Source organism: Mesorhizobium sp. USDA 3734 (genome assembly GCF_056279665.1).
In genome coordinates this window covers 7329999-7353527 of the sequence record NZ_JBWCCW010000001.1, presented here as the reverse complement: position 1 = coordinate 7353527, position 23529 = coordinate 7329999, and the positions used below count along the sequence as shown (strand labels likewise).

Here is a 23529-nt window from a genome sequence, read left to right as displayed (position 1 = left end):
CGGAACGGTTTTTCAATGAGCGCTCATAGCGAAGAGGCCCCCGAATTGATAGAGGACCAGTTCATGCAGCCCGCCGTGCTGGTGGCAGGCGCGGATGCGGCCGGCCTGCGTCTCGACCAGTGGCTGGCGGCGAGCCTCGGCCCGGACATGTCGCGCAGCCGCGTCCAGATGCTGATCAGGCAGGGCGCGGTCTCGGTCAACGGCAAGCCGGTCGACGAGACCAAGCGGAAGATGACGCCGGGCGAAAGCGTCTCGGTGGTCATGCCGGAGCCCGAGCCGCCGGCGCCACAGGGCGAGAACATCGCGCTCGATGTGCTCTATGAGGATGACGAGCTGATCGTCATCAACAAGCCGGCGGGGCTTGTCGTGCATCCCGGCGCCGGCAACTGGACCGGCACGCTGGTCAATGCGCTGATCCACCATTGCGGCGACAGCCTTTCCGGCATCGGCGGCGTGCGCCGGCCGGGCATCGTGCACCGCCTCGACAAGGAGACCGGCGGCGTCATGGTGGTCGCCAAGACCGACCGCGCCCACAAGTCGCTGTCCGAAGCCTTCGCCGATCACGGCCTGACCGGCGATCTCGAACGCGCCTATCTGGCGCTGGTCTGGGGCATACCGCAGAGGCCGACCGGAAGGGTCGATGCGCCGCTCGGCCGCGCCGCCGACCGCGTGCGTCGTGCCGTGGTGCCGGAAGGACGCGACGACGCCCGCCATGCGGTCACCCACTTCGCCGTGCAGGAGCGCTTCGGCGAGAACCAACAGGAATTCGCCACCGCCAGCCTGGTCGAATGCCGGCTGGAAACCGGCCGCACGCACCAGATCCGTGTCCACATGGCGCATATCGGCCATCCGGTGATCGGCGACCCCGATTATGGCCAGGCCTTCCGCACCAAGGCCAACCGGCTGCCCGAACCGCTGAAAAGTCAGGTCAAGGCATTTTCCCGGCAAGCTTTGCATGCCTGGCTCCTTGCATTTCGCCACCCCACTACCCATCTAACGATGAGGTTCGAAGCGCCTATACCGGGGGACATGGAGGAACTCGTAGGCGGTTTCCGCAAGCTCTGAACCAGCCACAGAAAAACCTGAGCGGCATTGTTCACTTCAGCGTGACACACTGTTTCGTGTTGAACAAATGCCTGTCTTTTCTGGTTTTGTTCCTGTATAAGATCCGATGTCGCGGGCGAGCCTTTTGGTGCTCGCGTCACATGCCCGCCGCGTTTCGGGGGCATCACTCTAATAGAGAGGGGGCGCTATCATGGCCCAGTCATTACCCAGTATCGTTTCCGGCGAAGGCGGCCTCAGCCGCTACCTGGAAGAAATCCGTCGCTTTCCCATGCTGCAGCCGCAGGAAGAGTACATGCTCGCCAAGCGTTACGCCGAGCATGAAGACACCTCCGCTGCGCACAAGCTAGTCACCAGCCACCTCAGGCTCGTCGCCAAGATCGCCATGGGCTATCGCGGCTATGGCCTGCCGATCGGCGAAGTGATCTCGGAAGGCAATGTCGGCCTGATGCAGGCCGTCAAGAAATTCGAACCCGAGCGCGGCTTCCGCCTCGCGACCTACGCCATGTGGTGGATCAAGGCCTCGATCCAGGAGTACATCCTGCGCTCGTGGAGCCTGGTCAAGATGGGCACGACCGCCAACCAGAAGCGCCTGTTCTTCAACCTGCGCAAGGTGAAGGGCAAGATTCAGGCGTTGGACGACGGCGACTTGAAGCCCGACCAGATCGCCGAGATCGCCACGAGGCTGAACGTTTCCGAAGCCGAAGTGGTGTCGATGAACCGCCGCCTGTCCGGCGACGCCTCGCTCAACGCCCCGATCCGGGCGAGCGAAGGCGAATCCGGCGAATGGCAGGACTGGCTGGTCGATGACCATGAAAGCCAGGAAGAGATGCTGATCGAACAGGACGAGCTGGAAAACCGGCGCGGCATGCTGTCGGGCGCTCTTGCCGTGCTCAACGAGCGCGAGCGGCGCATCTTCGAGGCCCGTCGCCTCGCCGAGGAACCGTTGACGCTGGAAGAGCTGTCGTCCGAGTTCGACATCAGCCGCGAGCGCGTGCGCCAGATCGAGGTGCGCGCCTTCGAGAAGGTGCAGGACGCGGTCAAGGCCGCCGCCAAGCGTCAGACCCAGGCGCTGCGCACCATCGAGGCACAGCCCGCGGCGTGAAGCCGGTATCGGCAATGAACATCAAGGCGGTGTCAGGAAACTGACGCCGCCTTTTTTTATGCCCGTCGGGTCCGATTGGGAGAGCTTGATTGCTGGCTTGGCGCGATGCGTCACAGCCCATCCAGCGGAAACTTCAGGTACCGCCGGCCATTCGCCTCGGGTTCCGGCAGCCTGCCGCCGTTCATGTTGACCTGCAGCGCATGCAGGATCAGCCGCGGCATCGGCAGCGTCCTGTCGCGCGCCTCGCGCAAGGCGACGAACTCGGCCTCGCTGCGGGCGGCGACGAGATGGGTGTTGGTCGCCTTCTGTGTGGCGACCGTGCTTTCCCACAAGGGCTCGCGGCCGCCGGCCTGATAGTCATGGCCGACGAAGAGGCGCGTCTCGTCCGGCAGCGCCAGGATGTCCTGGATCGAGCACCAGAGCCGCGCGGCACTGCCACCGGGAAAGTCCGCCCTCGCCGTGCCGCTGTCGGGCATGAACAGCGTGTCGTGGACGAAGGCGGCATCGCCGACCACATAGGTGATCGAGGCCAGCGTGTGGCCGGGCGAGAACAGCACCTTGACCGGAAGGGTGCCGACCTGGAAGATTTCGCCTTCCGCAAACAGCCTGTCCCACTGCGAACCGTCGGCGGGAAAATCGGGCCAGTTGTAGATTGCCTTCCACAGTTTCTGGACGTCGACGACCCTGTCGCCGATCGCTGTCGGCGCGCCGGTCTTCTCTCTCAGATAATGCGCCGCCGAGAAATGGTCGGCATGCGGATGGGTATCGAGGATCCACTCCAGCTCCAACCCGTTTTCCCGGATGAAGTCGAGCAGGACATCGGCATTCGTCGTTGCCGTGGCGCCGGATTTCTCGTCGAAATCGAGGATCGGATCTATGATGGCGCAGCGTTTCGTCGCCTGGTCGGCGACGACGTACTGAATGGCCCCGGTCGGCTTGTCATAGAAGCCGCTGACCTGCGGTCTGGCCAAAGCTACGTCCAATTTCGGCTTCCCCAACTCTCGGTCGTCAGGAATGATTTTCTCTGGCGACACCCGAGAGGAGCATGGTTGTCCGCTCGGATGAGCCAGTCAAGTATCATTTCGCTCGCGGCGACGGGAAAGCCAAAAACTGTTCCGAGGAGCGGTCAGGCAGATGGCTGCTTGGTCTTCCGCAGATACGGCAGGATGGTCTCGTAGGCGCCGAAGCGCTTGATCGCATCCTCGTTGGAGACGGCGGCGGTGATGATGACGTCTTCGCCCTGCTTCCAGTTTGCCGGCGTCGCCACCTGATGCTTAGCGGTGAGCTGCATGGAATCGACCGCCCGCAGGATCTCGTCGAAGTTACGGCCCGTGGTCATCGGGTAGGTCAGCACCAGCTTGATCTTCTTGTCGGGTCCGATGACGTAGACCGAGCGCACCGTGGCGTTGTCGGCGGGCGTGCGGCCCTCCGACGTTTCGCCGGCGCCGCCCGGCAGCATGTCATAGAGCTTGGCGACCTTGAGGTCCTTGTCGCCGATCAGCGGGTAGTTCACCGTGTGGCCGGTCGCCGTCTTGATGTCGGCCTGCCACTTGTCGTGGCTCGCGACCGGATCGACGGAAATACCGATGATCTTGACGTTGCGCTTCTTGAACTCGCCTTCCAGCCCGGCCATCGTGCCAAGCTCGGTCGTGCAGACCGGCGTGAAATTCTTCGGGTGGCTGAACAGGATCGCCCAGCCGTCACCGATCCATTCATGGAATTGGATCGTCCCTTGCGTGGTCTCGGCGCTGAAGTCCGGCGCAATGTCGTTGATACGAAGGCTCATGGCACATCTCCCCTGCAACAGATTCCGTCAGAGCAATTCCAGGAAAAGTGTAAGACGGTTTTCCGTCCGGAATTGCGTCAGAACTAAAGAGTTAGAGCGAGGGGCGGCAAACCATGCCGCCATCAAGGTATCCACGCTCCGGCATCGCCGCATCTTAGCGCAAAAATCGCGACCGCGAGATAATATGAAACTCTTGTCGGCGACAGAGCGAGCATTTTTATGCTGCGGTCGAGCCAAAAGCGAGGGAAAGCCTTTTGGCCGAGCGAAGGGCCGCCCGCTTCAGGCCTTGTTGACCGCGAGCGTCGACGCCAGGTCTTCCATGCGCTGTGCCAGCGCGCCAAGCGCGTTGGTCAGCACGCTGTCGTTCTTGTCGGCCTTGGTCAATGCATCGTCGCGCGTCTTGCGCAAGGTCAGCACTTCGCTTTCCATGCCCTTGACGCGCTTCTGCAGCTCCGAAAGCTCGTCCATCACCATGATGCCGGCCATCACTGTCAGCCGCTGGTCCCCAATCTCGCCAAAAGAGTCCTTCAGATGCGAGACATAGCGGTCGAAACGTTCGGCAAGGTCGATCAGATGGTCTTCCTGACCTTCGTCGCAGGCCATCCGATACTGTTTGCCGTCGATGGAAACCGTGACTTGAGCCATGAGCCTACCTGTCCAGCCCCCTACCTGTCCAACACAGCGCGGATGGTTTCCATGGCGGTCACCAGCCGTCGCGACACTTCCTTGTTGGCGTCTTCCAGCCGTTCGGCGCGCGCTTCGGAATTGTCGAGTTCCTGCGCCAGCCGGGAGCGATCGGCATTCATCCGCTGCACTTCGGCCTCGGCTTCCGAGTAATCGCGCTCATGCTCAAGCTTGGCCGCGACGGCGTTTTCCAGCCCCTCGATGGCCTTGCCCAGCCTGGCGATGACTTCCTTGAGTGTGGCTTCCCCGGTCATGGCTTCGTCCTGTGCCCTGCCCATCACCGAATCGTTCGCGTTCAGAACGCGTTATCCGGGAAACATTAGGCACCGGGTGAAGGCAACGTCAACAAAGCTCTCGCGACTGTCCCCTGCTAACGCTAATGTAGACCCGCCGCCGGCATCACAAGACCGGCAAATGTGCACCCGATTTGTTGACTAAAAGCGCGCGCCTGCTATGTGTCGCGCACCCTTTTCAAGGGCTCTCCCAAGCCCCCAAACCCCCACTTCTGGAGGAACCATGACGTCGCGTGAACAACATGACCGGATGGCCAATGCGATCCGCTTTCTCTCCATGGATGCCGTCGAGAAGGCAAATTCCGGCCATCCCGGCCTGCCCATGGGCTGCGCCGACATCGCCACGGTGCTGTTCACGCGCTTCCTGAAATATGATCCCAAGGCCCCGCACTGGGCCGACCGCGACCGCTTCATCCTGTCGGCCGGCCATGGCTCGATGCTGCTCTATTCGCTGCTGCATCTGACCGGTTACGAAGACATGACCATCGACCAGATCAAGCACTTCCGCCAGTTGGGCTCGAAGACCGCCGGCCATCCAGAATACGGCCATGCCACCGGCATCGAGACGACGACCGGCCCGCTCGGCCAGGGCCTCGCCAACTCGGTCGGCTTCGCGCTTGGCGAGCGCATCATGAACGCCACTTTCGGCAATGACCTCGTCGATCACTACACCTATGTGTTGGCCGGCGACGGCTGCCTGATGGAAGGTGTGTCCCAGGAAGCCATCGCGCTTGCCGGCCACCTCAAGCTCAACAAGCTGATCGTCTTCTGGGACAACAACAACATCTCGATCGACGGTCCGGTCTCGCTGTCCGACAACACCGATCAGGTCGCCCGCTTCCAGGCCTCCGGCTGGAATGCCAGCCACATCGACGGCACCGATCCGGAAGCCATAGCCTATGCCATCGAAGCTGCTCGCCATTCCGACAAGCCGACGATGATCGCCTGCAAGACGACCATCGGCTTCGGCGCGCCGACCAAGGCCGGCACCAACAAGGCGCACGGTTCGCCGCTCGGCGCCGACGAGATCGCCGGCGCACGCAAGTTCTTCAACTGGGATTCGCCGCCCTTCGAGATCCCGGCCGACATCCTCGACGCCTGGCGCACCGCCGGCAAGGCCGGCGTCAAGGCACGCACCGACTGGGAAGGCCGCCTGGCCAAGGCCGACGCCAAGCTGAAGGCCGAGTTCGAGCGCCGCCTTGCCGGCAAGCTGCCATCGAATTTCGATGCCGTCATTGCTGACTACAAGAAGAAGCTCAGCGTCGACAAGCCGAAGGTCGCCACGCGCAAGTCGTCCGAGATGGCGCTGGAAGTCATCAACGGCGCCGTGCCCGAGACCATCGGCGGTTCCGCCGACCTGACCGGCTCCAACAACACCAAGACCAGCCAGACCAAGAACATCACGCCTGACGACTATGGCCAGCGCTATGTCCACTACGGCATCCGCGAGCACGGCATGGCCGCCGCGATCAACGGCCTGACGCTGCATGGCGGCCTCATCGCCTATGGCGGCACCTTCATGTGCTTCTCCGACTATGCCCGTCCCTCGATGCGGCTGGCCTCCCTGATGGGCATCCGCTCGATCTTCGTCATGACCCATGATTCCATCGGTCTGGGCGAAGACGGCCCGACCCACCAGCCGGTCGAGCACATGGCGGCACTGCGCGCCATTCCCAACCACAATGTCTTCCGCCCGGCCGACGCGGTGGAAACCGCCGAATGCTGGCAGATCGCCCTCGAGTCGGAAAAGACGCCGTCGACCTTGGCGCTGACCCGCCAGAACCTGCCGACGGTGCGCACCGAATTCTCGGCGAAGAACCTGAGCAGCCAGGGCGCCTATGAGCTGGCCGCCGCCAGCGGCGAGGCGGCGGTGACGATTTTCGCCACCGGCTCCGAGGTCGAGATCGCGCTCGGCGCCCGCGACCTGCTGGAAAAGCACGGCCACCCCACCCGCGTCGTCTCGGTGCCTTGCTTCGAACTGTTCGACCAGCAAAGCGCCGACTACCGCAAGAAGACGATCGGCAACGCGCCGATCAAGATGGCGATCGAGGCAGGTATCCGCCAGGGCTGGGATCATCTGATCGGCTCCGACGGCATCTTCATCGGCATGACCGGCTTCGGCGCCTCGGGCACCATCGAACAGCTCTATCCGCATTTCGGCATCACCGCCGAGGCGGCGGCCAAGGCGGCGGAAGCACGCCTGCACGCCAAGTAAGATTCTGGGCCAGCCCGGCGAAATCGCGAAAACGGTTTCACCGGGCTGGCCCAACCTAATCGATTTAAATCCACCTCGCTGCGGCTGGATTCTTTCCGCTTCCGCCGCTATGAAACCGCGGACCCATCGTCAGCCCTACAGCTCCCAGGGAGAGAAAAATGACCGTCAGAGTTGCCATCAACGGATTCGGCCGCATCGGCCGCAACATCCTGCGCGCCATCCATGAATCCGGCCGCAGGGACATTGACGTCGTCGCCGTCAACGACCTCGGCCCTGTCGAGACCAATGCACATCTCTTGCGCTATGACAGCGTGCACGGCCGCTTCCCGCATGAAGTCTCGGTGTCGGGCGACCAGATCACCGTCGGCAAGGAAACGTTCAAGGTCACCGCGATCAAGGATCCGACGCAGCTGCCGTGGAAGGAACTCGGCATCGACATCGCGCTCGAATGCACCGGCATCTTCACCGCCCGTGACAAGGCAGCCGCGCACCTGACCGCCGGTGCCAAGCGCGTCATCGTCTCGGCCCCGGCCGAAGGCGCTGACCTCACCGTGGTCTACGGCATCAACCACGACCAGCTGACCAAGGACCATATCGTCATCTCGAACGCCTCCTGCACCACCAACTGCCTGGCGCCGCTGGCTGCCGTGCTGCACGAGACGGTCGGCATCGAAAAGGGCATGATGACGACGATCCATTCCTACACCGGCGACCAGCCGACGCTGGACACCATGCACAAGGATCTCTACCGCGCCCGTGCCGCCGCCCTGTCGCAGATTCCGACCTCGACCGGTGCCGCCAAGGCGATCGGCCTGGTGCTGCCCGACCTCAAGGGCAAGCTCGACGGCATCTCGATCCGCGTGCCGACCCCGAACGTCTCGGTCGTCGACTTCAAGTTCATCGCCAAGCGTGCAACGACCGTGCAGGAAATCAACGACGCGGTGATCGCCGCGTCCAACGGCAAGCTCAAGGGCATCCTCGGCGTCACCCATCATCCGAACGTCTCGATCGACTTCAATCACGATCCGCGGTCCTCGATCATGGCGCTCGACCAGACCAAGGTGATGGACGGCAACTTCGTTTCGGTGCTGTCCTGGTACGACAATGAGTGGGGTTTTTCCAACCGCATGGGCGATACCGCGGTCGCCTTCGGCAAGACCATCGCCTGATCGCAAGCTCTCTTTTCGAGACCTGGAACGCCCGGCTTTGTCCGGGCGTTTTTCATAAGGGCGGCTTGCGCCTTGCCGATTTGTGTCCTGAGCGCCAAAACATCCGAAAATCAGCGGCATAGGTCAAAAAGCCACCCTGCCGCCTTGCACTGGTCACGTCTTCGCCCCACTCTCTCGTAAAGCAGGAGACAGACGAATTTGAGGGGCTGATTTCAGGATGGAGCATGCGATCTATCTCGTCACGCTGGTCGGCACAGCGCTTGTCGTCGCCGCCGCGTTTTCGAGCCTGATCGCCTTCCGCTTCGGCGCCCCTCTTCTGCTCCTGTTTCTCTGCATTGGCCTCGCCAGCGGCACCGACGGCCTCGGCATCCAGTTCGACAACGCCCGCATCGCCTATTTTGCCGGCTCACTGGCGCTGGCCGTCATCCTGTTCGATTCCGGTTTCGGCACGCCGCTCAACGCCTTGCGGCAGGCGGCGGGCCCGGCTCTATCGCTGGCGACCTTCGGCGTGCTTCTGACCACCGGCCTGTTCGGCGCCGCCGCCCACTATCTGCTTGACCTCACCTGGCTGGAATCCTTCCTGCTCGGTGCCGCCGTCGCCTCCACCGATGCCGCGGCCGTGTTCTTCCTGCTGCGTGCCGGCGAGATCAACCTGCGCGAACGGGTGCGTTCGACGCTTGAGGTGGAATCCGGCACCAACGACCCGATCGCCATCTTCCTGACCATCACGCTGGTCGAGATCATCGCCGCCCACGCCAACCCGGAGACCAATGTCCTGGTCACCAGCCTGTTCCTCGGCTTCCTCCTCAACATGGGCCTCGGCGCCGTCATCGGCGTGCTCGGCGGCCTCGCCATCGTGCGCCTCGTCGACCGGCTCAACCTCGACCACGGCCTGCTGCCGATCTTCGTGCTGACCTTGTCGCTGATGGTGTTTGCCGCCGCCGGCGCCATTGGTGGCTCGGGCTTCCTGGCGGTCTATATCGCCGGCCTCATCGCCGGCAATTCCGACATCCGCGCCGTCACCATCCTCAAGCGCTTCCAGGACGGCATGTCGTGGCTGGCGCAGATCATCATGTTCCTCATCCTCGGCCTGTTCGCGACGCCGTCGCAGTTTCCGGCGATCATGGTACCGGCGGTAGCGCTCGGCCTGTTCCTGATGTTCATCGCCCGCCCGATCGCCGTCTGGCTCTGCCTGATTCCGTTCCGTCTGCCACGCCCCGAAGTCGCCTTCGTCTCCTGGGTGGGCTTGCGCGGCGCGGTGTCGATCCTGCTCGCCATCACCCCGCTGCTTGGCGGGCTGGAAAACGGCCGTGTCATCTTCAACACCGCCTTCATCATCGTTCTGGTGTCGTTGGTCATCCAGGGCTGGACGGTTGGACCGCTGGCGCGCCGCCTCGGCCTCATCGTGCCGGCGCGGCTTGGCCCGTTGGACAAGGTCGAGCTGGAACTGCCGGGCTCGGCCCATCACGAGCTTCTTGCCTATCGCGTCGCACACGGCAGCCCGGTGGCGCGCGGCGAGCGCATCCCGCGCTGGGCACGACCCTCGCTGGTGCTGCGCGACGGCCGCTCGATGCGCTTCCAGGACATGGGCCGGCTCGCAGCCGGCGACCAGGTCTACATCTTCGTGCCGGATCGCTATCCGCGCCTGCTCGACAAGCTGTTCGCCAGCCGCGCCGTGGTCGATCCCGAAGATGCGGATTTCTTCGGGGCTTTCGCCGTCGACCCCGCGCGCTCCGCTGCCGAACTGGAAGCGGCCTATACGCCGGGCCTGACCGAAGCGGAGCAAAAGCTGACCGTCGGCGCGCTGGTCACGGGGCGACTCGGCGGCCATGCCGAATATGCCGATCGCGTGCTGCTCGGCCCGATCGAGCTGATCGTCCGCGACGTCGACGACAAGGGTAAGATCACCGGCCTCGGCCTTTCCTTCGAGCCGACGGCGCCGGTGGCGCGGGTGCCGGTTTTCCTCAGTGCCGGCGAGATCGGCGACCGTGTCTCCGCCTTCATCCGCAACTGGCGCAAGCCGACTGAAACGCAATTGGCGGAGTCGCAGGCGGACGAGAAATCGGCCCCGGAGCCCGCGCCGGAAAAGGCAGCAACCGAAAACTGACGGCTTCCATTGTGGGTGCTGCCCTTCATCCGCCGTCGGCACAGAATCGTGCCAACTTCAAAATTTCGTTTCGAATCCGGCCTAAGCCTTGCATCATCGTTGGCGCGGGGTATGTTCCCGGCGATTTTTCGCGAAAAGGAACCCGCATGGCCGCCTTCAAGACTCTCGACGATATCGGCAACATCAGCGGCAAGCGCGTGCTGGTGCGCGTCGACCTCAACGTTCCCGTCGCTGACGGCAAGGTCACCGACGCCACCCGCATCGAACGCATTGCGCCGACCATCGCCGAACTGTCCAAAAAGGGCGCCAAGGTCATCCTGCTTGCGCATTTCGGCCGACCGAAGGATGGCCCTTCGGCCGAGTTTTCGCTGGAGCCGATCGCCAAAGCGACGGCTGAGGTGCTCGGCCGCCCCGTTAGTTTTGCCAGCGATTGCGTCGGCGATACGGCGGGAAGCGCCATCGCCGCCATGAACAAGGGCGACGTGCTGCTGCTCGAAAACACCCGCTTCTACAAAGCCGAGGAAAAGAACGATCCGGCCTTCACCGAAAAGCTCGCCGCCAATGGCGACATCTTCGTCAACGACGCCTTTTCCGCCGCGCACCGCGCCCATTCGTCGACCGAGGGGCTGGCGCATCTGTTGCCGGCCTTTGCCGGCCGCACCATGCAGGCCGAACTCGAAGCGCTGGAGAAGGGTCTGGGAAAACCGGTCCGTCCGGTAGTCGCCATTGTTGGCGGCGCCAAGGTCTCGACCAAGATCGACCTGCTGATGAACCTGGTGAAGAAAGTCGATGCACTCGTCATCGGTGGCGGCATGGCCAACACCTTCCTCGCCGCGCGCGGCACCGATGTCGGCAAATCGCTGTGCGAGCATGACCTGGCCGCAACCGCCAAGCAGATCATGATTGAGGCGGCAGAGGCCGGCTGCGCCATCATCCTGCCGGTCGACGGGGTCGTCGCCAAGGAATTCAAGGCGGGCGCGGCCTGCGAGACCGTCGCCATATCGGACGTGCCGGCCGACGGCATGATCCTCGATGTCGGCGCCAGAACCGTGACGACCATCGGCGAATGGATCGACCGCGCCGCGACGCTGGTCTGGAACGGCCCGCTCGGCGCCTTCGAGATCGCGCCCTTCGACCATGCGACGGTGGCGGCGGCCAAGCACGCGGCGGCGCGCACCAAGGAAGGCAAGCTGGTCTCGGTCGCCGGCGGCGGCGACACGGTGGCGGCGCTCAACCATGCCGGCGTCGCCGACGACTTCACCTATGTCTCGACCGCCGGCGGCGCTTTCTTGGAGTGGATGGAAGGCAAGCCGCTGCCCGGCGTCGATGTGCTGAAGCGGTGAGGCTCTGGGGCGATCAACACTCGGAGAGCGAACAAGGGCGCCCGAGGCTTTCAATCGATTCGAGCTTTCCGAGGCCATTCCTTTGGCGGTAGACTTCCGTTAAGCGCGGAACGAACCCCTTCAGGAGAAGCAACAATGAGCGAACGTCTCGAAGACATTGCCGCCGCGATCGTCGCCGATGGCAAGGGCCTGCTGGCCGCCGACGAAAGTTCCGGCACCATCAAGAAGCGCTTCGACGTCATTGGCGTTGAATCGACCGCCGACAGCCGCCGCGACTACCGCGAGATGATGTTCCGCGCCAGGGAAGCGATGACCCGCTACATTTCCGGCGTCATCCTCTACGACGAAACGATCCGCCAGAAGGCCGCCGACGGCACGCCGCTGGTCGACATCATCAAGGCGGCCGGCGCCATCCCCGGCATCAAGGTCGATGCCGGCGCCAAGCCCTTGGCCGGCTTTCCCGGCGACACCATCACCGAGGGCCTCGACGGCCTGCGCGAGCGCCTTGCCGACTACTACAAGCTCGGCGCCCGCTTCGCCAAATGGCGCGCGGTGATCGACATTGACCAGGCCAAGGGCGTGCCTTCGGCCAATTCGATAGGCTCGAACGCCCATGCGCTTGCCCGCTATGCGGCCCTTTGCCAGGAGGCCGGCATCGTGCCGATCGTCGAGCCGGAAGTGCTGATGGACGGCGCCCACGACATCGACACCTGCTACGACATCTCGAAGGCAACGCTGATCAAGCTCTATGACGAGCTCCATGCGGCGCGCGTCGTGCTGGAAGGCACCATCCTGAAGCCCAACATGGTGCTGGCCGGGAAGAAATCGGGCAAGGTGAGCAGCCCGGAAGAGGTCGCGGAAAAGACCATAAAACTGTTTCGCGAGACCGTACCGGCAGCAGTGCCGGGCATCGCCTTCCTCTCCGGCGGCCAGGAGGACGAGGAGGCGACGGCCAATCTCAACGCCATCAACGCCATCGGCCCGCATCCGTGGAAGCTGACCTTCTCCTACGGCCGCGCGCTGCAGGCCGCACCACAGAAAGCCTGGAGCGGCAAGGCCTCGAACGTCGCCGCCGGCCAGGCCGCCTTCACCCATCGCGCTCACATGAACCATCTGGCGGCGCTTGGAAAATGGAAGGCGAGCCTGGAACAAGCCGCCTGATCACAGTTCTTTCTTCCCCCTTCGAACCCGGGCCGATGCGCCCGGGTTTTTCGTTTGCGGCTTTGCCAGGCTTGGGACGGAGCCTCCACGTCCTTATCTCCTTTGCGGCGCTGAAGCATGATCCCGAAAAGCGGAATCCGGTTTTCGGAAAACATCATGCTCAAACAAACAGCCGGCGATGTCGGTTTGCGCCCGTCCCGAACGTCCTTGGGGATGACAGACAGGGAGAGGTTCATGCATCGCAACAAGATCGTTTCGCGCGAAGAGTGGTTCCAGGCGCACAAGGCACACCTGGCCCGCGAGAAGGAACTGACGCGGCTTCGCGAGCGGATCGCGGCTGAGCGGCGTGAACTGCCGTGGTTGAAGATCAGGAAGGACTATGTCTTCGAGACCGAGCAAGGGCCGAAGAAACTGACCGACCTGTTTGCCGGCAACAGCCAGTTGATCGTCTATCACTTCATGTTCGGGCCTGGGTGCAGCCATCACTGCGAAGGCTGCTCATTCCTTGCCGACCATATCGACGGCGCCAATCAGCATCTCAGGCATCACGACGTGTCGCTGGTCGTGGTTTCGCGCGCGCCGCTGGCGGAACTTCTGCCCTACAAGCAGCGCATGGGCTGGAAGTTCGACTGGGTGTCGTCCTATGCCTCGGATTTCAACTTCGACATGCAGGTTTCCTTCACCGACAGGCAGATCGCCGCCGGCGATACCACGTACAATTTCGAGACCCGTCCCAGGACATCGAAGGAGCTTCCCGGCACCAGTGTTTTCTACAGGGACGAGGCCGGCGACCTCTTCCTCACCTTCCTGTCGCGCGCCCGTGGCGGCGAGGCGCTGATCGGCACGTATGACTATCTCGACATGACGCCGAAGGGCCGCAACGAGACCGGCCCCTATCACGGCCTGATGGACTGGGTGCGCCTGCACGATGAATATCAGGACAGACAGGTAGCGCAGGCGAGTTGCTGCGATTGAAGATCGTTCACGTCAGCCCAAACATGCGCTAAGCCTGCCGCTGATCGTTTAACGGTATCGTCATGCGCCTCCCGGCCCTCCTCACCTGGCTCGCCTTCCCTGTCTATATCTGGCAGGGCCTCGGCGTGCGACGCCGCACCACCCGCATGCTGCCGGCGCAGGGGCCGGTCATGCACGAAATATCAGGCAAGGCGCCAGCGATCTCGCTCCTGGTGCTGGGCGATTCCTCCGCCGCTTCGGTCGGCATCGGCAATTCGGAAGATGGGCTTGCCGCGCAACTCGCGGTGCTGATTTCACAAAGTACCGGCCGTGCCGTGCGCTGGCGTGCCGCCGGCTTCAATTCGGCGACGTCGGGCCAGATCCGCGACCATGTCCTGCCCAATCTGTCGGCCGATCCGTGGACGCATATCGTGCTGGCCATCGGCACCAACGACACCAAGAATTTTCACTCCGTGCCGCGCTTCAAGAAGGAGTTCGGCGGGCTGCTCTATGGCCTGCGCGCCAAATGGCCGGAAGCGCGCGTGGTGTGGTCGCCGGTGCTGGAGTTCACGCGGGCGCCGGCGATGCCGCCGCTGCTCGGCAAAATCCTCGAAATCCGCGCCACCGAAATGAATCGGATGGGTGAACGCCTTTGCCTGGAGCGCGGCGCGGTACCCGCACCGCGCCTGCCGATCACCAATCCCGAGGCCGGCTTCGCCTCCGACGGCTTTCATGCCTCGGAAGCGGGTTACCGGGCCTGGGCCGAGCATCTCGTCGACCTGGTGCTAGCCAATTAGAGGGCCGACACGAGCCGCGTTGCCGAGTGCTGGCCTATGTCCAATGTCCAAGCACGGCTGTTATCGAAATCGCGGCCATCGCCAGCAGCGCCAGCTTCCAGAAGTCGCTACGCCGTTTCAGCCCCGGCCAGCCGAGCGGCTTGATCAATTGGATGACCATGATGCCAACAATCACGAGCGCGAGGAGTTTCGACATGCCGCCTTTGACCAGCAACGCGGCCGGCTGTCAAAGCGCGTCCTTTATTGCCTGAGAAAGAACAGGCGCCGCGATCCCGAACCGGAAACGCGGCCCCTGCCTTTGACCGGCGCGCGATCTACTTCAGCGGCTTGAGGCCGGCCTCGATCGAAGCGCGCTTCGGCTCGAGGAATGGCGGCAGGGCCAGGCTTTCACCCAGCGTTTCCAGCGGCTCGTCGGCGGTAAACCCCGGCCCGTCGGTAGCGATCTCGAACAGGATGCCGTTCGGCTCGCGGAAATAGAGCGAGCGGAAGTAATAGCGCTCGACCTCGCCGCTCGACGGCAGCCGGAACTCGGCCAGCCGCGCCGTCCATTGATGCAGCGTCTCCTGGTCCGGCGCCCTGAAGGCGACATGATGAACCGCACCCGCGCCTTGCCGTGCCGGCGCCAGCCCGGGCTGCACCAACACATGCAACTCCGCCGCCGGCCCGCCCTCGCCCATTTCGAAGACATGAACCTGACCCTCCGGCGAGGCATAGTCGCGGGCCTTGCGCATGTTCATCACCTTGGTCACCACCGCCTCGGTGTTGGTGATGTCGGGGACGCTGATGACGATCGGCCCGAGCCCGCGAATCTGATGCTCTGCCGGCACCGGGCTTTGCGCCCAGGGATGGCTGTGGCCCTTGCCGCCGTCGCTGACGAGCCGCAGGCGCTGGCCTTCGGGGTCTTCGAAATCCAGACTGGGGTAGCCGCCGATGTCGGCGATCTCTCCTGTCACAATGCCTTCGTCTGCCAAGTGCCGCTTCCACCAGGCAAGGCTCTCCTGACTGCCGACCCTGAGGCTGGTCCGCGCGATGCTATGGGTGCCGCGCCGCTCACGTCCGACCGGCCAGTCGAAGAAGGTGAGGTCGGTGCCCGGCGTGGCTTCGCCGTCGGCATAGAAGAGGTGGTAGGCCGAGGTGTCGTCCTGGTTCACCGTCTTCTTGACCAGCCGGAGGCCCAGCACCTTCGTATAGAAGTGAAGATTTCCCGGCGCATTGGCGGTGATGGCGGTCAGGTGATGGATTCCTGTCAGTTGCAGGCTCATGGTCGTCTCCCTGGTTTTGGGGAAGAATTTTCTCTCTCCATATCAGAACTGCGGCCACCTTGCTGAAGGCCACGTATTCCGACAGTCCGTCGCTGGAGGATGAACAACGGAGCCTTGATCAGGGGTCGCTGCGGTGAACAATCGGCATCCACAAGCCTGCCCCGGGCACGTCTGATGCGGCAAAAGCGGGTGCTTTTCCTGCGGGGCGCACCGGTCCGAATTATTGTCACGCGCCCTGCCATCCTCCTGACAGACTGCTGTCAGGAGGGGTGTGCGATAGTGTCTCCATCAGAGAGAGGAGACTAGCCATGAACGGTTCCACCATTCTGCGCGGCGTACAGCACTATGTCGGCAAGATCCGCACGATACGCAACGAGATCCGCACCCAGCGGTTCATGAACTCGCTGCCGGCGGACATTCGCAAGGATATCGGCTGGCCGGACATGTATGCCGACCGTCGCCTTCGCGGCAATTGAGAGGAAATTTCGATGCGGCGGTTGGATATGGGCGCGTCAACGCCCAGATAACAAGTGCGGCGCGCGAGGGATGGAGCGAGCTTATGCCTGAACAGAAGACAATCGGTTTTCTTTTCATCGAGGGCTTTGCCGACTGGGAATATGGGCTGCTGGCGGCCTCGGCGGTTGAATGGTTCGGCGCCCGCGCCGTGTCGCTGACGCCTGATGGCAAGCCGGTGACCGGCATCAGCGGTTTCCGGCTGACGCCCGATCGCCCGGCAGAAGCTAATAAAAATACCGATCTCGACGCCATCGCCGTCATCGGCTCCGACGAGTGGGCAGGTAAGGCACCGCCGGATGTCGCCGATCTGCTCAACGCTGTTGCATCGCGCGGCGGCGTGGTCGGTGGCATCTGCGCCGGCACGCTGGCGCTGGCCCGCGCCGGCCTGTTCGAGAAAGCCAGACACACCAGCAATGGCCGCGACTGGATCAACGGTCATGAAGCCAGCTATGCCGGCGACAGCAACTACCAGGATGTGCCGCATGCCGTGGCTGACGGCAAAATTGTTTCCGCGCCCGGTTCGGCGCCAGGCACCTTCGCGCTTGCCTTTCTGAAGGCGCTCTATCCCGAAAGAGGCAGTGATCTCGCGCAGATGCGGACGCTGTTCGCCAAGGAATATGCTGAAGCCTCCTGACAGCATGCTGTCAGGAGGGGCGTGCAATGATGCAAGCCTCGGACACTGTGCATCGGCGGTCGAAAGGACGATCGATGAAGAGTTGGAACGACAGACTGAACACGCCAGGCATCAACGGTGTGAAGCCGACGCCCCGCACGATGGCCGATGTCATCGAGGGTCAGCCGATGCTGGTGCCGACAGCGCGTCAGGTCGATGATTTCATCCGCTCGATTCCGGAAGGTGTCGAGATGGATGTGCGTGCGCTGCGTACCGCACTTGCCATCGAGCACGGCGCCGAAGTGACATGCCCGGTCACGATCGGCTACCATCTGCGCACTGTTGCGGAGGCCGCCAACGAGGATCTCGAGCGCGGCATGGCGTTGAGCGACGTGGCACCCTTCTGGCGCGTGCTCGACACGAAGACGCCGACCACGAGAAAACTGTCCTTCGGCACGGAGTTCGTTGCCGCGCAGCGCAAGCGCGAAGGGCTGAAACCATGATGCATGCCACCCAAAAGCGTTCCGCTGTTTTGGGATAACGACATGCGCAAAAACACGATGCGCGCCGCCCAAAAGTGTTCTGCGGTTTTGGGTGGCCTGCATATGAACAACGCCGAGGGACCATACGATGCGCCGCGCCGACAGGCTCTTCCAGATCGTGCAGCATCTGCGTGGTGGCCGCCTGGTCACCGCACAGAAGCTCGGCACGTGGCTCGAGGTTTCCGAGCGAACCATCTACCGCGATATCGCCGACCTGCAGTCGACCGGCGTGCCGATCGACGGCGAGGCTGGTGTTGGTTACATGATGAGGGAGGGTTTCGACCTTCCGCCGCTGATGTTCACGCGTGACGAAATCGTCGCGCTGGTCGCTGGTGCCCGCATGGTGCGCGCCTTTGGCGGTGCCGCCATGGCGCGCGCCGCCGACGAGGCGCTGGTCAAGATCGGCGCCGTGCTGCCCGACGCCGAAAAAGACCGTATCGCCCGTACCGAGATCCACACGCCGATGTGGGTGGTCAGCGACGCCGCGCGCGAGGCCATCGACCTGATCGAGCGCGCGGTCGAAAAGCGCCAGGTGCTGACCATCGACTACTCCGACGAGGCCGGCCGCGGCACCGCCCGCGATATCCGACCGCTTGGCCTGTGGTTCTGGGGCAAGGTGTGGACGCTGGTCGCCTGGTGCGAGATGCGCGATGACTTTCGCGCCTTCCGCATCGATCGCATCGCCTCCGTGGTCATCGCCGGCCGCATCTTCAAGCCGGAGCGCGGCAAGCAGCTTGCCGACTTCTACCGGGCAGTGGAGCGCAGCGAGGATTATGGCATGGCGCCGGATCGCGCCGCGCGGACCTGAGACCTGACGCACCCCACAAAAAAGCCCGCTCGAAGCGGGCTTTTTTCTTGGAATGCCGGACAATCTCACTCGTCGTCGTCATTGTCCGTGTTCTTCGACTTCAAGGCCGAGAGCTTGGCGAACACGGCGTTGGCGTCGAGTTCGGCATCTTCGTCCTTTGGCTTCTCGGGAGCCGGCACCAGCCGCTCGGTCAGGGCCGCCGGCAGCAGCGTGTCACCGACCGGCTGCGCCTGTTCGCGACCGCGCGAGGCGCGGTTGACTTCCATGTCGAGGTCGATCTGCGAAGAAAGGCCCAGCGTCACCGGGTCCATCGGCTGCAGATTGGCTGAGTTCCAGTGTTTGCGCTCTCGGATCTGCTCGATCGTCGACTTGGTGGTGCCGACGAGGCGCGAGATCTGCGCGTCCTTGAGTTCGGGATGGTTGCGCACCAGCCAGAGAATCGCGTTCGGCCGGTCCTGACGCTTCGACAGCGGCGTGTAGCGCGGCCCCTTGCGCTTGGATTCGGGCACCCGCACCTTGGGGTCCGAAAGCTTCAGGCGCTGGTTCGAATCCTTTTCGGCACGCGCGATCTCGTCGCGGGTCAGCTGGCCGGTCATGATCGGGTCCATGCCCTTGATGCCTTGCGCCGATTCGCCGTCTGCGATCGCCTTGACCTCGAGCGGATGCAGCCCGCAGAACTGCGCAATCTGCTCGAAGGAAAGCGCGGTGTTGTCGACCAGCCAGACGGCGGTCGCCTTGGGCATCAGCAGCGTATTGGCCATTTAAAAATCCTTCTCGTTCGCCCGCGTTCCCGCGCGGGCGGTGGTTTAGAGCCACCAAAATGGGAAATTCGCGGTCTGTATAACCGCTCTCGGGTCGTTTCGCAACGTTTTTGGAAGACGCGACCGGACTGCGTTCGCACCATTGAGCATAGCGGAGCCAAAACCAAAATGGGTTTATCGAAAGGATCGCGCACTCCCGGCGATCGTCAAATCACCAAGAGTGCGTTCGGCTTTGTTGAAAAGCTCTGCGGCGATCAGAACTTGATTCCGAGATCGACCTTTGCGCCCTGGGCGACACCGCTGCCGCCGAACTGTCCGGAGTAGGACACACCGAGCGTGGCATTGGCCGACATTTTGAGGTCGAGGCCGGCCTCGACCACCGCTGCGTCCCTGGCGATCGGCACGCCGGCGATGGTGAAGGCGTCGCCCCCGGCGAAGGCGAAATTGGAGATCGGCGTGACATCGCCGAAGGCATGGCGCCAGCCGAGCATGCCGCGCGCGGTGGCGTTGATGCCGCCAAGCGCGAAGTCGGTCGAACCGCGCAGGCCGAGCGTGGTGAAGGTGGCGTCGGTGGTCGAACCGGCGCTGGTCAACGCTGCATCGCCACCCGTTTCGGTGAAGCCGTCTGTATGCACGCTGACATAGGCGAGATTGGCGAAGGGTTCGAACTTGAATTGCCCGGCATCAGCCTTGTAGGCGAGTTCGCCGAAGATCTGCGCCGTGCCGGCATCGTAGTCGGCCGACAGCCCATCCGTGAAGCCGTCGAAAGCGACGGAGCGTTTGGCCGAGATGCTGCTCCAGCTGTAGGCGGCGCCGGTGCGGAAGGCGATGGCGCCCCAATTGGTGCCGCCATAGAGACCGAGATGATAGCTGTCGGCCTTGCCGGAGGAATTGCGGGCGGCGGCGTCGAAAGACGAATGGCTGTAGCCGCCGAGCAACCCGACACGCCAGCCGCCGACCATCGTGTCGGCGCCGGCCAGCAGGCCGCCGGTCGAGCGGTCGAAGGCGGCGGCGTTGCCGTCGCTATCGCTATTACCCCACGAGCCGAAGGCCTGGCCCCAGACGGCGAATCGGTCGGTGTCGGCGGCAACCATTTCGGGGCCACCTTCGCCATAGGCCATGACCGGCAGCGGTGCTGGACCGGCATCGCCGAAGGCAGCAGCGATGCGGTTGGCCGCCGCGTCGCGCAGGAAACGGCTGTCCTCGACCAGCATGCCCCTAGCCGAGGCATGGATCTCCCCCGACAGCTGGTCGAAGGCGTCTTGGGCCTCGGCGTCGGTGGCCAGACCGGCGACCGCATTGAACAGGGGGACGGATTGCGAAATGCTGTCCAGCCCTTCGCCGGTGGCGATCTGGTTCGGCGTCAGCCCGGCATCGGCGAAGTCGCGCACCTTCGACACATCGAGATAGGCGTTGTTGGCGTCATAGCTATCGATGACGCTGACGAATGCCGAGAGCGGGCCAGCGTCGCCGGTGAGGGCAGCATACTCTCCCGTCAGCCCGCCGGTGGTGGTGAGGATAGTGTAGCGTGCGCCGAGAGCGTAGGCCCCCGGCGCGGCCTCGACATCGAGCGTGCCGCCCTGCAGTTCGGCGGTGCCGGTTACCGCGATGCGGTCGCTGGTCGTGGCATCCAGTTGCACCGCATAGGTCGAGCCCGCGACCTGGGTAAATGCCCCTTTCACGTTGAGGCTGCCGATCGAATTTCCCGGTGCGATCGTCCCCTCGACCCGTGACGCACCCACCGTGCCGCCGCCGCCCAACACCGCCCCCGAACTGACCGTCGTCAGCGAAGAGGTGGCGATCGAACCATTCACGACAAGCGTACCTTCCCCGACCGTGGTCGTGCCGAAATAGGCATTGATCCCGGACAGGGTCAGCACGCCGGTGCCGGTCTTCACCAGCGATCCCGCCTGCGCCGCCGGTAGCAATACTGGTGGCACATTGCCGTCGCGGATCACCCCGGAGATCGTGTCATCGCTTCCGAGTCCGCCTAGGACCATCTTGCCGAAGTCGAGATCGACGTCGCCGGCTCCCGAGAGCGAACCGACCTCAACCAGTGCGGCGTCGCTCTTCAATGCGACAAGGCCACCCGCCTCGTTCAGCACCGTGGTCGCCGTGCCGTTCGAATGGTCCGAGAACTGAAGCTGGCCGTCATTCTCGATCGTGATCGTGCGCGAGCCTGCGTCGGTGGGTGTCGCCTGGCTGCCGATGAAGGCAAGCACCGCTCCGCCCTTGACGTCCGCGTTACCGGTGCCGAGCCCGCCCATCACGCTCGCGATCAGCATTCCGCCCTCGACGATCGTGCCGCCTTCGTAGCTGTTGGCATGCGAGAGGATGAGCCCGCCTGTGCCGGTCCGGATGAGTCGGCCCGTGCCGGAGATCTCGCCCGCCTGTTCGGGTATCGCGACGATGATGGGCCCCGGCTGCTCGTAGTCGAACTTGACGTCGCCCTCGATGTTCACGGCATTGGCGACCGTGAGATCGTTGAGGCCATACTGGATCGTCGTTCCGGCGACGGCGCTCAGCAAACCCGTACCGAGTGCGTGGTCGTGCTCAAGCCTCAACGCGCCGGCCCCCAGGCTGGTGCCGCCGCCATAGCTGTTGTCGCCTCTCAGCACCAGCGTGCCGGAGCCCGTCTTGGCCAGGCGTCCACCGCCCGAGACGATGCCGTTCACCGTAAGCGCTGTGCCGGCGGCCTGAGAAAATGTGCCGCCAAGCGACATCAGTACGTCGCGGTGCGTGGCAAAGCTCGCCGTTGTCGCCAAGGTGCCGGTTTCAAGCACGACGCCGCCATCCGGATTGCCGAGATTGGCGTCGGCGCCGACGGACAGCGTGCCTTTCGATACCAGGACGCCGCCCGAAAAACTGTTGGTGCCTGAGAGCACGAGCGTGCCTGCACCATCGACCGTCACGCCCCAGCGTTCATTGCCGACATAGGTGCCCGCGGGTGGAACATAGCCTTGTGCCACCACACCGACCATATCGTCGATGTTGTCCGATATCGTCTGGGTCTCGCCCGCATCTGGCTTGAAGGACAGGTTGCCGCTGCCTTGCAGGAAGATGCCGGAGCCGAAGGCCTGGCTGCCGGCGCCGCCTGCCGCAACCGAATTGCCGTTGAGAGCAAAGTTTCCCTCGACGATCAGCTGGCCGCCCTGGCGCACGAACAGCGCGCCGCCCATGCCGGCACCGCTGCCGTCGCCGCTGCCGGCACCTGAAACGCCAAGGACGCCTGTGTAGGGACAGTTGGCGTTGGCGGCCCCGCAGTTGTCAAAAGACGTGCCTCCGTAACCATAAGCTCCGCCTTCGCCTCCACTGGCGCCAAAGCCGGCAAGCCCTCCGTTCCCGCCGTTTCCACCCAAAGACTGGCCCGTGCCGCTGTTGTGCAAGAGGGTGTTGGCGTTGCCGCCGGACCCACCCCGTCCCCCACCGGCGCCAAAGCCGCCATTGCCGCCATTTCCTCCCAGGCCTCCCGTCGCATCCGCGGTTCCGCCATCAGTCACAGACGCAATTGCATCACCACCGGACCCACCTGTGCCGCCGCCGCCGCCGAAACCGCCTCCACCCCCATCTGCGCCTTTGCCACCGGTTGCGCTGGCGTTGGCGCCCAATGCGTTGCTGACAGTGAATTGATATCCCATACCACCGCCGCCACCACCACCACCGGTGCCGCCGGCGCCGCCCACCGTACCGGCCTGTCCGGTTCCGGACACCGCCGCTCCCCCGGATCCGGTAATCGAGGCCGAACCGCCTCCTTCGCCGCCAGCACCCCCATTTGGACCGCCACCGTTAGTGGCTATACCCGAAACCGCGACGCCACCGTCGCCGACCAGGCCACCACCACCAGGCCCGCCTTGATTGGTGACTCCACCGGTCGGCCCCACGCCGCCTTTAGCCTTATTGTCGGAGAGGTCTACATCGCTGAGTGTGACCGTTGCCCCAGCGTTTACAAACAGAGCCCCGCCCAGTCCCGCTCCTCCGCCACCGCCATAGACGCTGGTACCGCCCTGGGCCAGCGCATCGGAGATGGTCAGGTTCTCCACCCGCACAGTACCCGATGCCACGAAGAGTCCGCGATAAACGCCGCCGCCAGAAAGCGTGTGACCGCCGCCCGAAATCGTCACATTGCTGTTCACCTCGGGCAGATTGCCGCCACCCGCCGTCAAGGTGATGTCGTTCGACAATGTGATCGTGTCGCCGTTTGCCTGGCTGGACAGCGCCGACCGCAGCTCGGCTTCGTTACCCACCAGATACTCCACGGCAAAGGCGGGGCTCGTTGCCATGCTGGCCAGGATCAATGCCGTGGACGCCATCCACTTCGCGCGCCTGAGCGACCGGCCTGTATTTGCAGTTG

21 protein-coding genes are annotated in these 23529 nt (G+C 63.8%); 13 read left to right on the top strand and 8 right to left on the bottom strand.

What is annotated here, in order from left to right:
• Nucleotides 1–15 precede the first annotated feature (15 nt).
• Nucleotides 16–1065 (top strand): RluA family pseudouridine synthase, encoded by a 1050-nt coding sequence (locus ACZ89F_RS35285; RefSeq protein ID WP_476096813.1) that lies wholly within the window; start codon nucleotides 16–18, stop codon nucleotides 1063–1065.
• Nucleotides 1066–1255: 190 nt separating this feature from the next.
• Entirely contained in the window at nucleotides 1256–2167 is a 912-nt protein-coding gene (rpoH, locus tag ACZ89F_RS35280) for an RNA polymerase sigma factor RpoH (protein ID WP_013529255.1), read from the top strand.
• 110 nt (nucleotides 2168–2277) lie between these two features.
• Here the strand turns inward: rpoH and ACZ89F_RS35275 are convergent, their stop codons facing one another.
• The 4 genes from ACZ89F_RS35275 to ACZ89F_RS35260 form a co-directional block, all read right to left on the bottom strand.
• The gene (locus ACZ89F_RS35275) at nucleotides 2278–3150 is read right to left on the bottom strand and encodes an MBL fold metallo-hydrolase (protein ID WP_476096811.1); all 873 of its coding nucleotides are present in this window, start codon (nucleotides 3148–3150) and stop codon (nucleotides 2278–2280) included.
• 143 nt (nucleotides 3151–3293) lie between these two features.
• A complete protein-coding gene (locus tag ACZ89F_RS35270) occupies nucleotides 3294–3953 on the bottom strand; it encodes a peroxiredoxin (RefSeq protein WP_476096810.1) in 660 nt (219 codons plus the stop codon).
• Nucleotides 3954–4232: 279 nt separating this feature from the next.
• Nucleotides 4233–4598 (bottom strand): cell division protein ZapA, encoded by a 366-nt coding sequence (locus ACZ89F_RS35265; protein WP_476096808.1) that lies wholly within the window; start codon nucleotides 4596–4598, stop codon nucleotides 4233–4235.
• A gap of 20 nt (nucleotides 4599–4618) precedes the next feature.
• On the bottom strand, nucleotides 4619–4891 hold the full coding sequence (locus ACZ89F_RS35260; protein ID WP_013529251.1) for a DUF4164 domain-containing protein: 273 nt from the start codon (nucleotides 4889–4891) through the stop codon (nucleotides 4619–4621).
• Nucleotides 4892–5153: 262 nt separating this feature from the next.
• Between ACZ89F_RS35260 and tkt the strand changes: the two genes are divergently transcribed.
• From tkt to ACZ89F_RS35225, 7 genes are all read left to right on the top strand, one after another.
• Nucleotides 5154–7145, top strand: a complete 1992-nt coding sequence (gene tkt, locus ACZ89F_RS35255; protein WP_476096807.1) for a transketolase — start codon at nucleotides 5154–5156, stop codon at nucleotides 7143–7145.
• 158 nt (nucleotides 7146–7303) lie between these two features.
• Nucleotides 7304–8314 (top strand): type I glyceraldehyde-3-phosphate dehydrogenase, encoded by a 1011-nt coding sequence (gap, locus tag ACZ89F_RS35250; protein ID WP_476096805.1) that lies wholly within the window; start codon nucleotides 7304–7306, stop codon nucleotides 8312–8314.
• A gap of 217 nt (nucleotides 8315–8531) precedes the next feature.
• Nucleotides 8532–10421, top strand: coding sequence for a potassium/proton antiporter (locus ACZ89F_RS35245; RefSeq protein ID WP_476096803.1), 1890 nt, complete (start codon nucleotides 8532–8534; stop codon nucleotides 10419–10421).
• 146 nt (nucleotides 10422–10567) lie between these two features.
• Complete coding sequence (locus ACZ89F_RS35240; RefSeq protein WP_476096801.1) at nucleotides 10568–11764, top strand: phosphoglycerate kinase; 1197 nt, start codon at nucleotides 10568–10570, stop codon at nucleotides 11762–11764.
• A gap of 135 nt (nucleotides 11765–11899) precedes the next feature.
• Complete coding sequence (locus tag ACZ89F_RS35235) at nucleotides 11900–12925, top strand: class I fructose-bisphosphate aldolase (RefSeq protein WP_476096799.1); 1026 nt, start codon at nucleotides 11900–11902, stop codon at nucleotides 12923–12925.
• 234 nt (nucleotides 12926–13159) lie between these two features.
• Nucleotides 13160–13900 (top strand): DUF899 domain-containing protein, encoded by a 741-nt coding sequence (locus tag ACZ89F_RS35230; protein ID WP_476096797.1) that lies wholly within the window; start codon nucleotides 13160–13162, stop codon nucleotides 13898–13900.
• Between the two features lie 62 nt (nucleotides 13901–13962).
• The gene (locus ACZ89F_RS35225; protein ID WP_476096795.1) at nucleotides 13963–14676 is read left to right on the top strand and encodes an SGNH/GDSL hydrolase family protein; all 714 of its coding nucleotides are present in this window, start codon (nucleotides 13963–13965) and stop codon (nucleotides 14674–14676) included.
• A 34-nt stretch (nucleotides 14677–14710) separates the two neighbouring features.
• Here ACZ89F_RS35225 and ACZ89F_RS35220 read toward each other — a convergent pair whose 3' ends face one another.
• A complete protein-coding gene (locus ACZ89F_RS35220; RefSeq protein ID WP_056586713.1) occupies nucleotides 14711–14890 on the bottom strand; it encodes a hypothetical protein in 180 nt (59 codons plus the stop codon).
• A 100-nt stretch (nucleotides 14891–14990) separates the two neighbouring features.
• The gene (locus ACZ89F_RS35215) at nucleotides 14991–15938 is read right to left on the bottom strand and encodes a ring-cleaving dioxygenase (RefSeq protein ID WP_476096794.1); all 948 of its coding nucleotides are present in this window, start codon (nucleotides 15936–15938) and stop codon (nucleotides 14991–14993) included.
• A gap of 308 nt (nucleotides 15939–16246) precedes the next feature.
• Here ACZ89F_RS35215 and ACZ89F_RS35210 point away from each other — a divergent pair, with 308 nt between their 5' ends.
• The 4 genes from ACZ89F_RS35210 (at nucleotide 16247) to ACZ89F_RS35195 (ending at nucleotide 18417) form a co-directional block, all read left to right on the top strand.
• A complete protein-coding gene (locus ACZ89F_RS35210; protein ID WP_136618822.1) occupies nucleotides 16247–16414 on the top strand; it encodes a hypothetical protein in 168 nt (55 codons plus the stop codon).
• An 83-nt stretch (nucleotides 16415–16497) separates the two neighbouring features.
• A complete protein-coding gene (locus ACZ89F_RS35205) occupies nucleotides 16498–17088 on the top strand; it encodes a DJ-1/PfpI family protein (protein WP_476096792.1) in 591 nt (196 codons plus the stop codon).
• Between the two features lie 74 nt (nucleotides 17089–17162).
• Nucleotides 17163–17570: a hypothetical protein gene (locus tag ACZ89F_RS35200; protein WP_476096791.1), complete on the top strand. Its 408-nt coding sequence runs from the start codon at nucleotides 17163–17165 to the stop codon at nucleotides 17568–17570.
• 127 nt (nucleotides 17571–17697) lie between these two features.
• Nucleotides 17698–18417: a helix-turn-helix transcriptional regulator gene (locus ACZ89F_RS35195; RefSeq protein ID WP_091578656.1), complete on the top strand. Its 720-nt coding sequence runs from the start codon at nucleotides 17698–17700 to the stop codon at nucleotides 18415–18417.
• Between the two features lie 65 nt (nucleotides 18418–18482).
• Here the strand turns inward: ACZ89F_RS35195 and ACZ89F_RS35190 are convergent, their stop codons facing one another.
• Both ACZ89F_RS35190 and ACZ89F_RS35185 read right to left on the bottom strand, forming a co-directional pair.
• Entirely contained in the window at nucleotides 18483–19178 is a 696-nt protein-coding gene (locus ACZ89F_RS35190) for a DUF1013 domain-containing protein (RefSeq protein WP_056586700.1), read from the bottom strand.
• A gap of 254 nt (nucleotides 19179–19432) precedes the next feature.
• Nucleotides 19433–23488, bottom strand: a complete 4056-nt coding sequence (locus tag ACZ89F_RS35185) for an autotransporter domain-containing protein (RefSeq protein WP_476096789.1) — start codon at nucleotides 23486–23488, stop codon at nucleotides 19433–19435.
• Nucleotides 23489–23529 lie beyond the last annotated feature (41 nt).

Excerpts from the sequence above, each read along its gene's own strand:
- ACZ89F_RS35230 (WP_476096797.1), top strand. The coding sequence starts at position 13,160 with ATGCATCGCAACAAGATCGTTTCGCGCGAAGAGTGGTTCCAGGCGCAC.
- ACZ89F_RS35225 (WP_476096795.1), top strand. The coding sequence starts at position 13,963 with ATGCGCCTCCCGGCCCTCCTCACCTGGCTCGCCTTCCCTGTCTATATC.
- ACZ89F_RS35205 (WP_476096792.1), top strand. The coding sequence starts at position 16,498 with ATGCCTGAACAGAAGACAATCGGTTTTCTTTTCATCGAGGGCTTTGCC.
- ACZ89F_RS35210 (WP_136618822.1), top strand. The coding sequence starts at position 16,247 with ATGAACGGTTCCACCATTCTGCGCGGCGTACAGCACTATGTCGGCAAG.
- ACZ89F_RS35260 (WP_013529251.1), bottom strand. The coding sequence starts at position 4,891 with ATGACCGGGGAAGCCACACTCAAGGAAGTCATCGCCAGGCTGGGCAAG.
- ACZ89F_RS35235 (WP_476096799.1), top strand. The coding sequence starts at position 11,900 with ATGAGCGAACGTCTCGAAGACATTGCCGCCGCGATCGTCGCCGATGGC.
- ACZ89F_RS35185 (WP_476096789.1), bottom strand. The coding sequence starts at position 23,488 with ATGGCGTCCACGGCATTGATCCTGGCCAGCATGGCAACGAGCCCCGCC.
- rpoH (WP_013529255.1), top strand. The coding sequence starts at position 1,256 with ATGGCCCAGTCATTACCCAGTATCGTTTCCGGCGAAGGCGGCCTCAGC.
- ACZ89F_RS35245 (WP_476096803.1), top strand. The coding sequence starts at position 8,532 with ATGGAGCATGCGATCTATCTCGTCACGCTGGTCGGCACAGCGCTTGTC.
- ACZ89F_RS35240 (WP_476096801.1), top strand. The coding sequence starts at position 10,568 with ATGGCCGCCTTCAAGACTCTCGACGATATCGGCAACATCAGCGGCAAG.
- gap (WP_476096805.1), top strand. The coding sequence starts at position 7,304 with ATGACCGTCAGAGTTGCCATCAACGGATTCGGCCGCATCGGCCGCAAC.
- ACZ89F_RS35190 (WP_056586700.1), bottom strand. The coding sequence starts at position 19,178 with ATGGCCAATACGCTGCTGATGCCCAAGGCGACCGCCGTCTGGCTGGTC.
- ACZ89F_RS35285 (WP_476096813.1), top strand. The coding sequence starts at position 16 with ATGAGCGCTCATAGCGAAGAGGCCCCCGAATTGATAGAGGACCAGTTC.
- ACZ89F_RS35265 (WP_476096808.1), bottom strand. The coding sequence starts at position 4,598 with ATGGCTCAAGTCACGGTTTCCATCGACGGCAAACAGTATCGGATGGCC.
- tkt (WP_476096807.1), top strand. The coding sequence starts at position 5,154 with ATGACGTCGCGTGAACAACATGACCGGATGGCCAATGCGATCCGCTTT.
- ACZ89F_RS35270 (WP_476096810.1), bottom strand. The coding sequence starts at position 3,953 with ATGAGCCTTCGTATCAACGACATTGCGCCGGACTTCAGCGCCGAGACC.
- ACZ89F_RS35200 (WP_476096791.1), top strand. The coding sequence starts at position 17,163 with ATGAAGAGTTGGAACGACAGACTGAACACGCCAGGCATCAACGGTGTG.
- ACZ89F_RS35195 (WP_091578656.1), top strand. The coding sequence starts at position 17,698 with ATGCGCCGCGCCGACAGGCTCTTCCAGATCGTGCAGCATCTGCGTGGT.
- ACZ89F_RS35215 (WP_476096794.1), bottom strand. The coding sequence starts at position 15,938 with ATGAGCCTGCAACTGACAGGAATCCATCACCTGACCGCCATCACCGCC.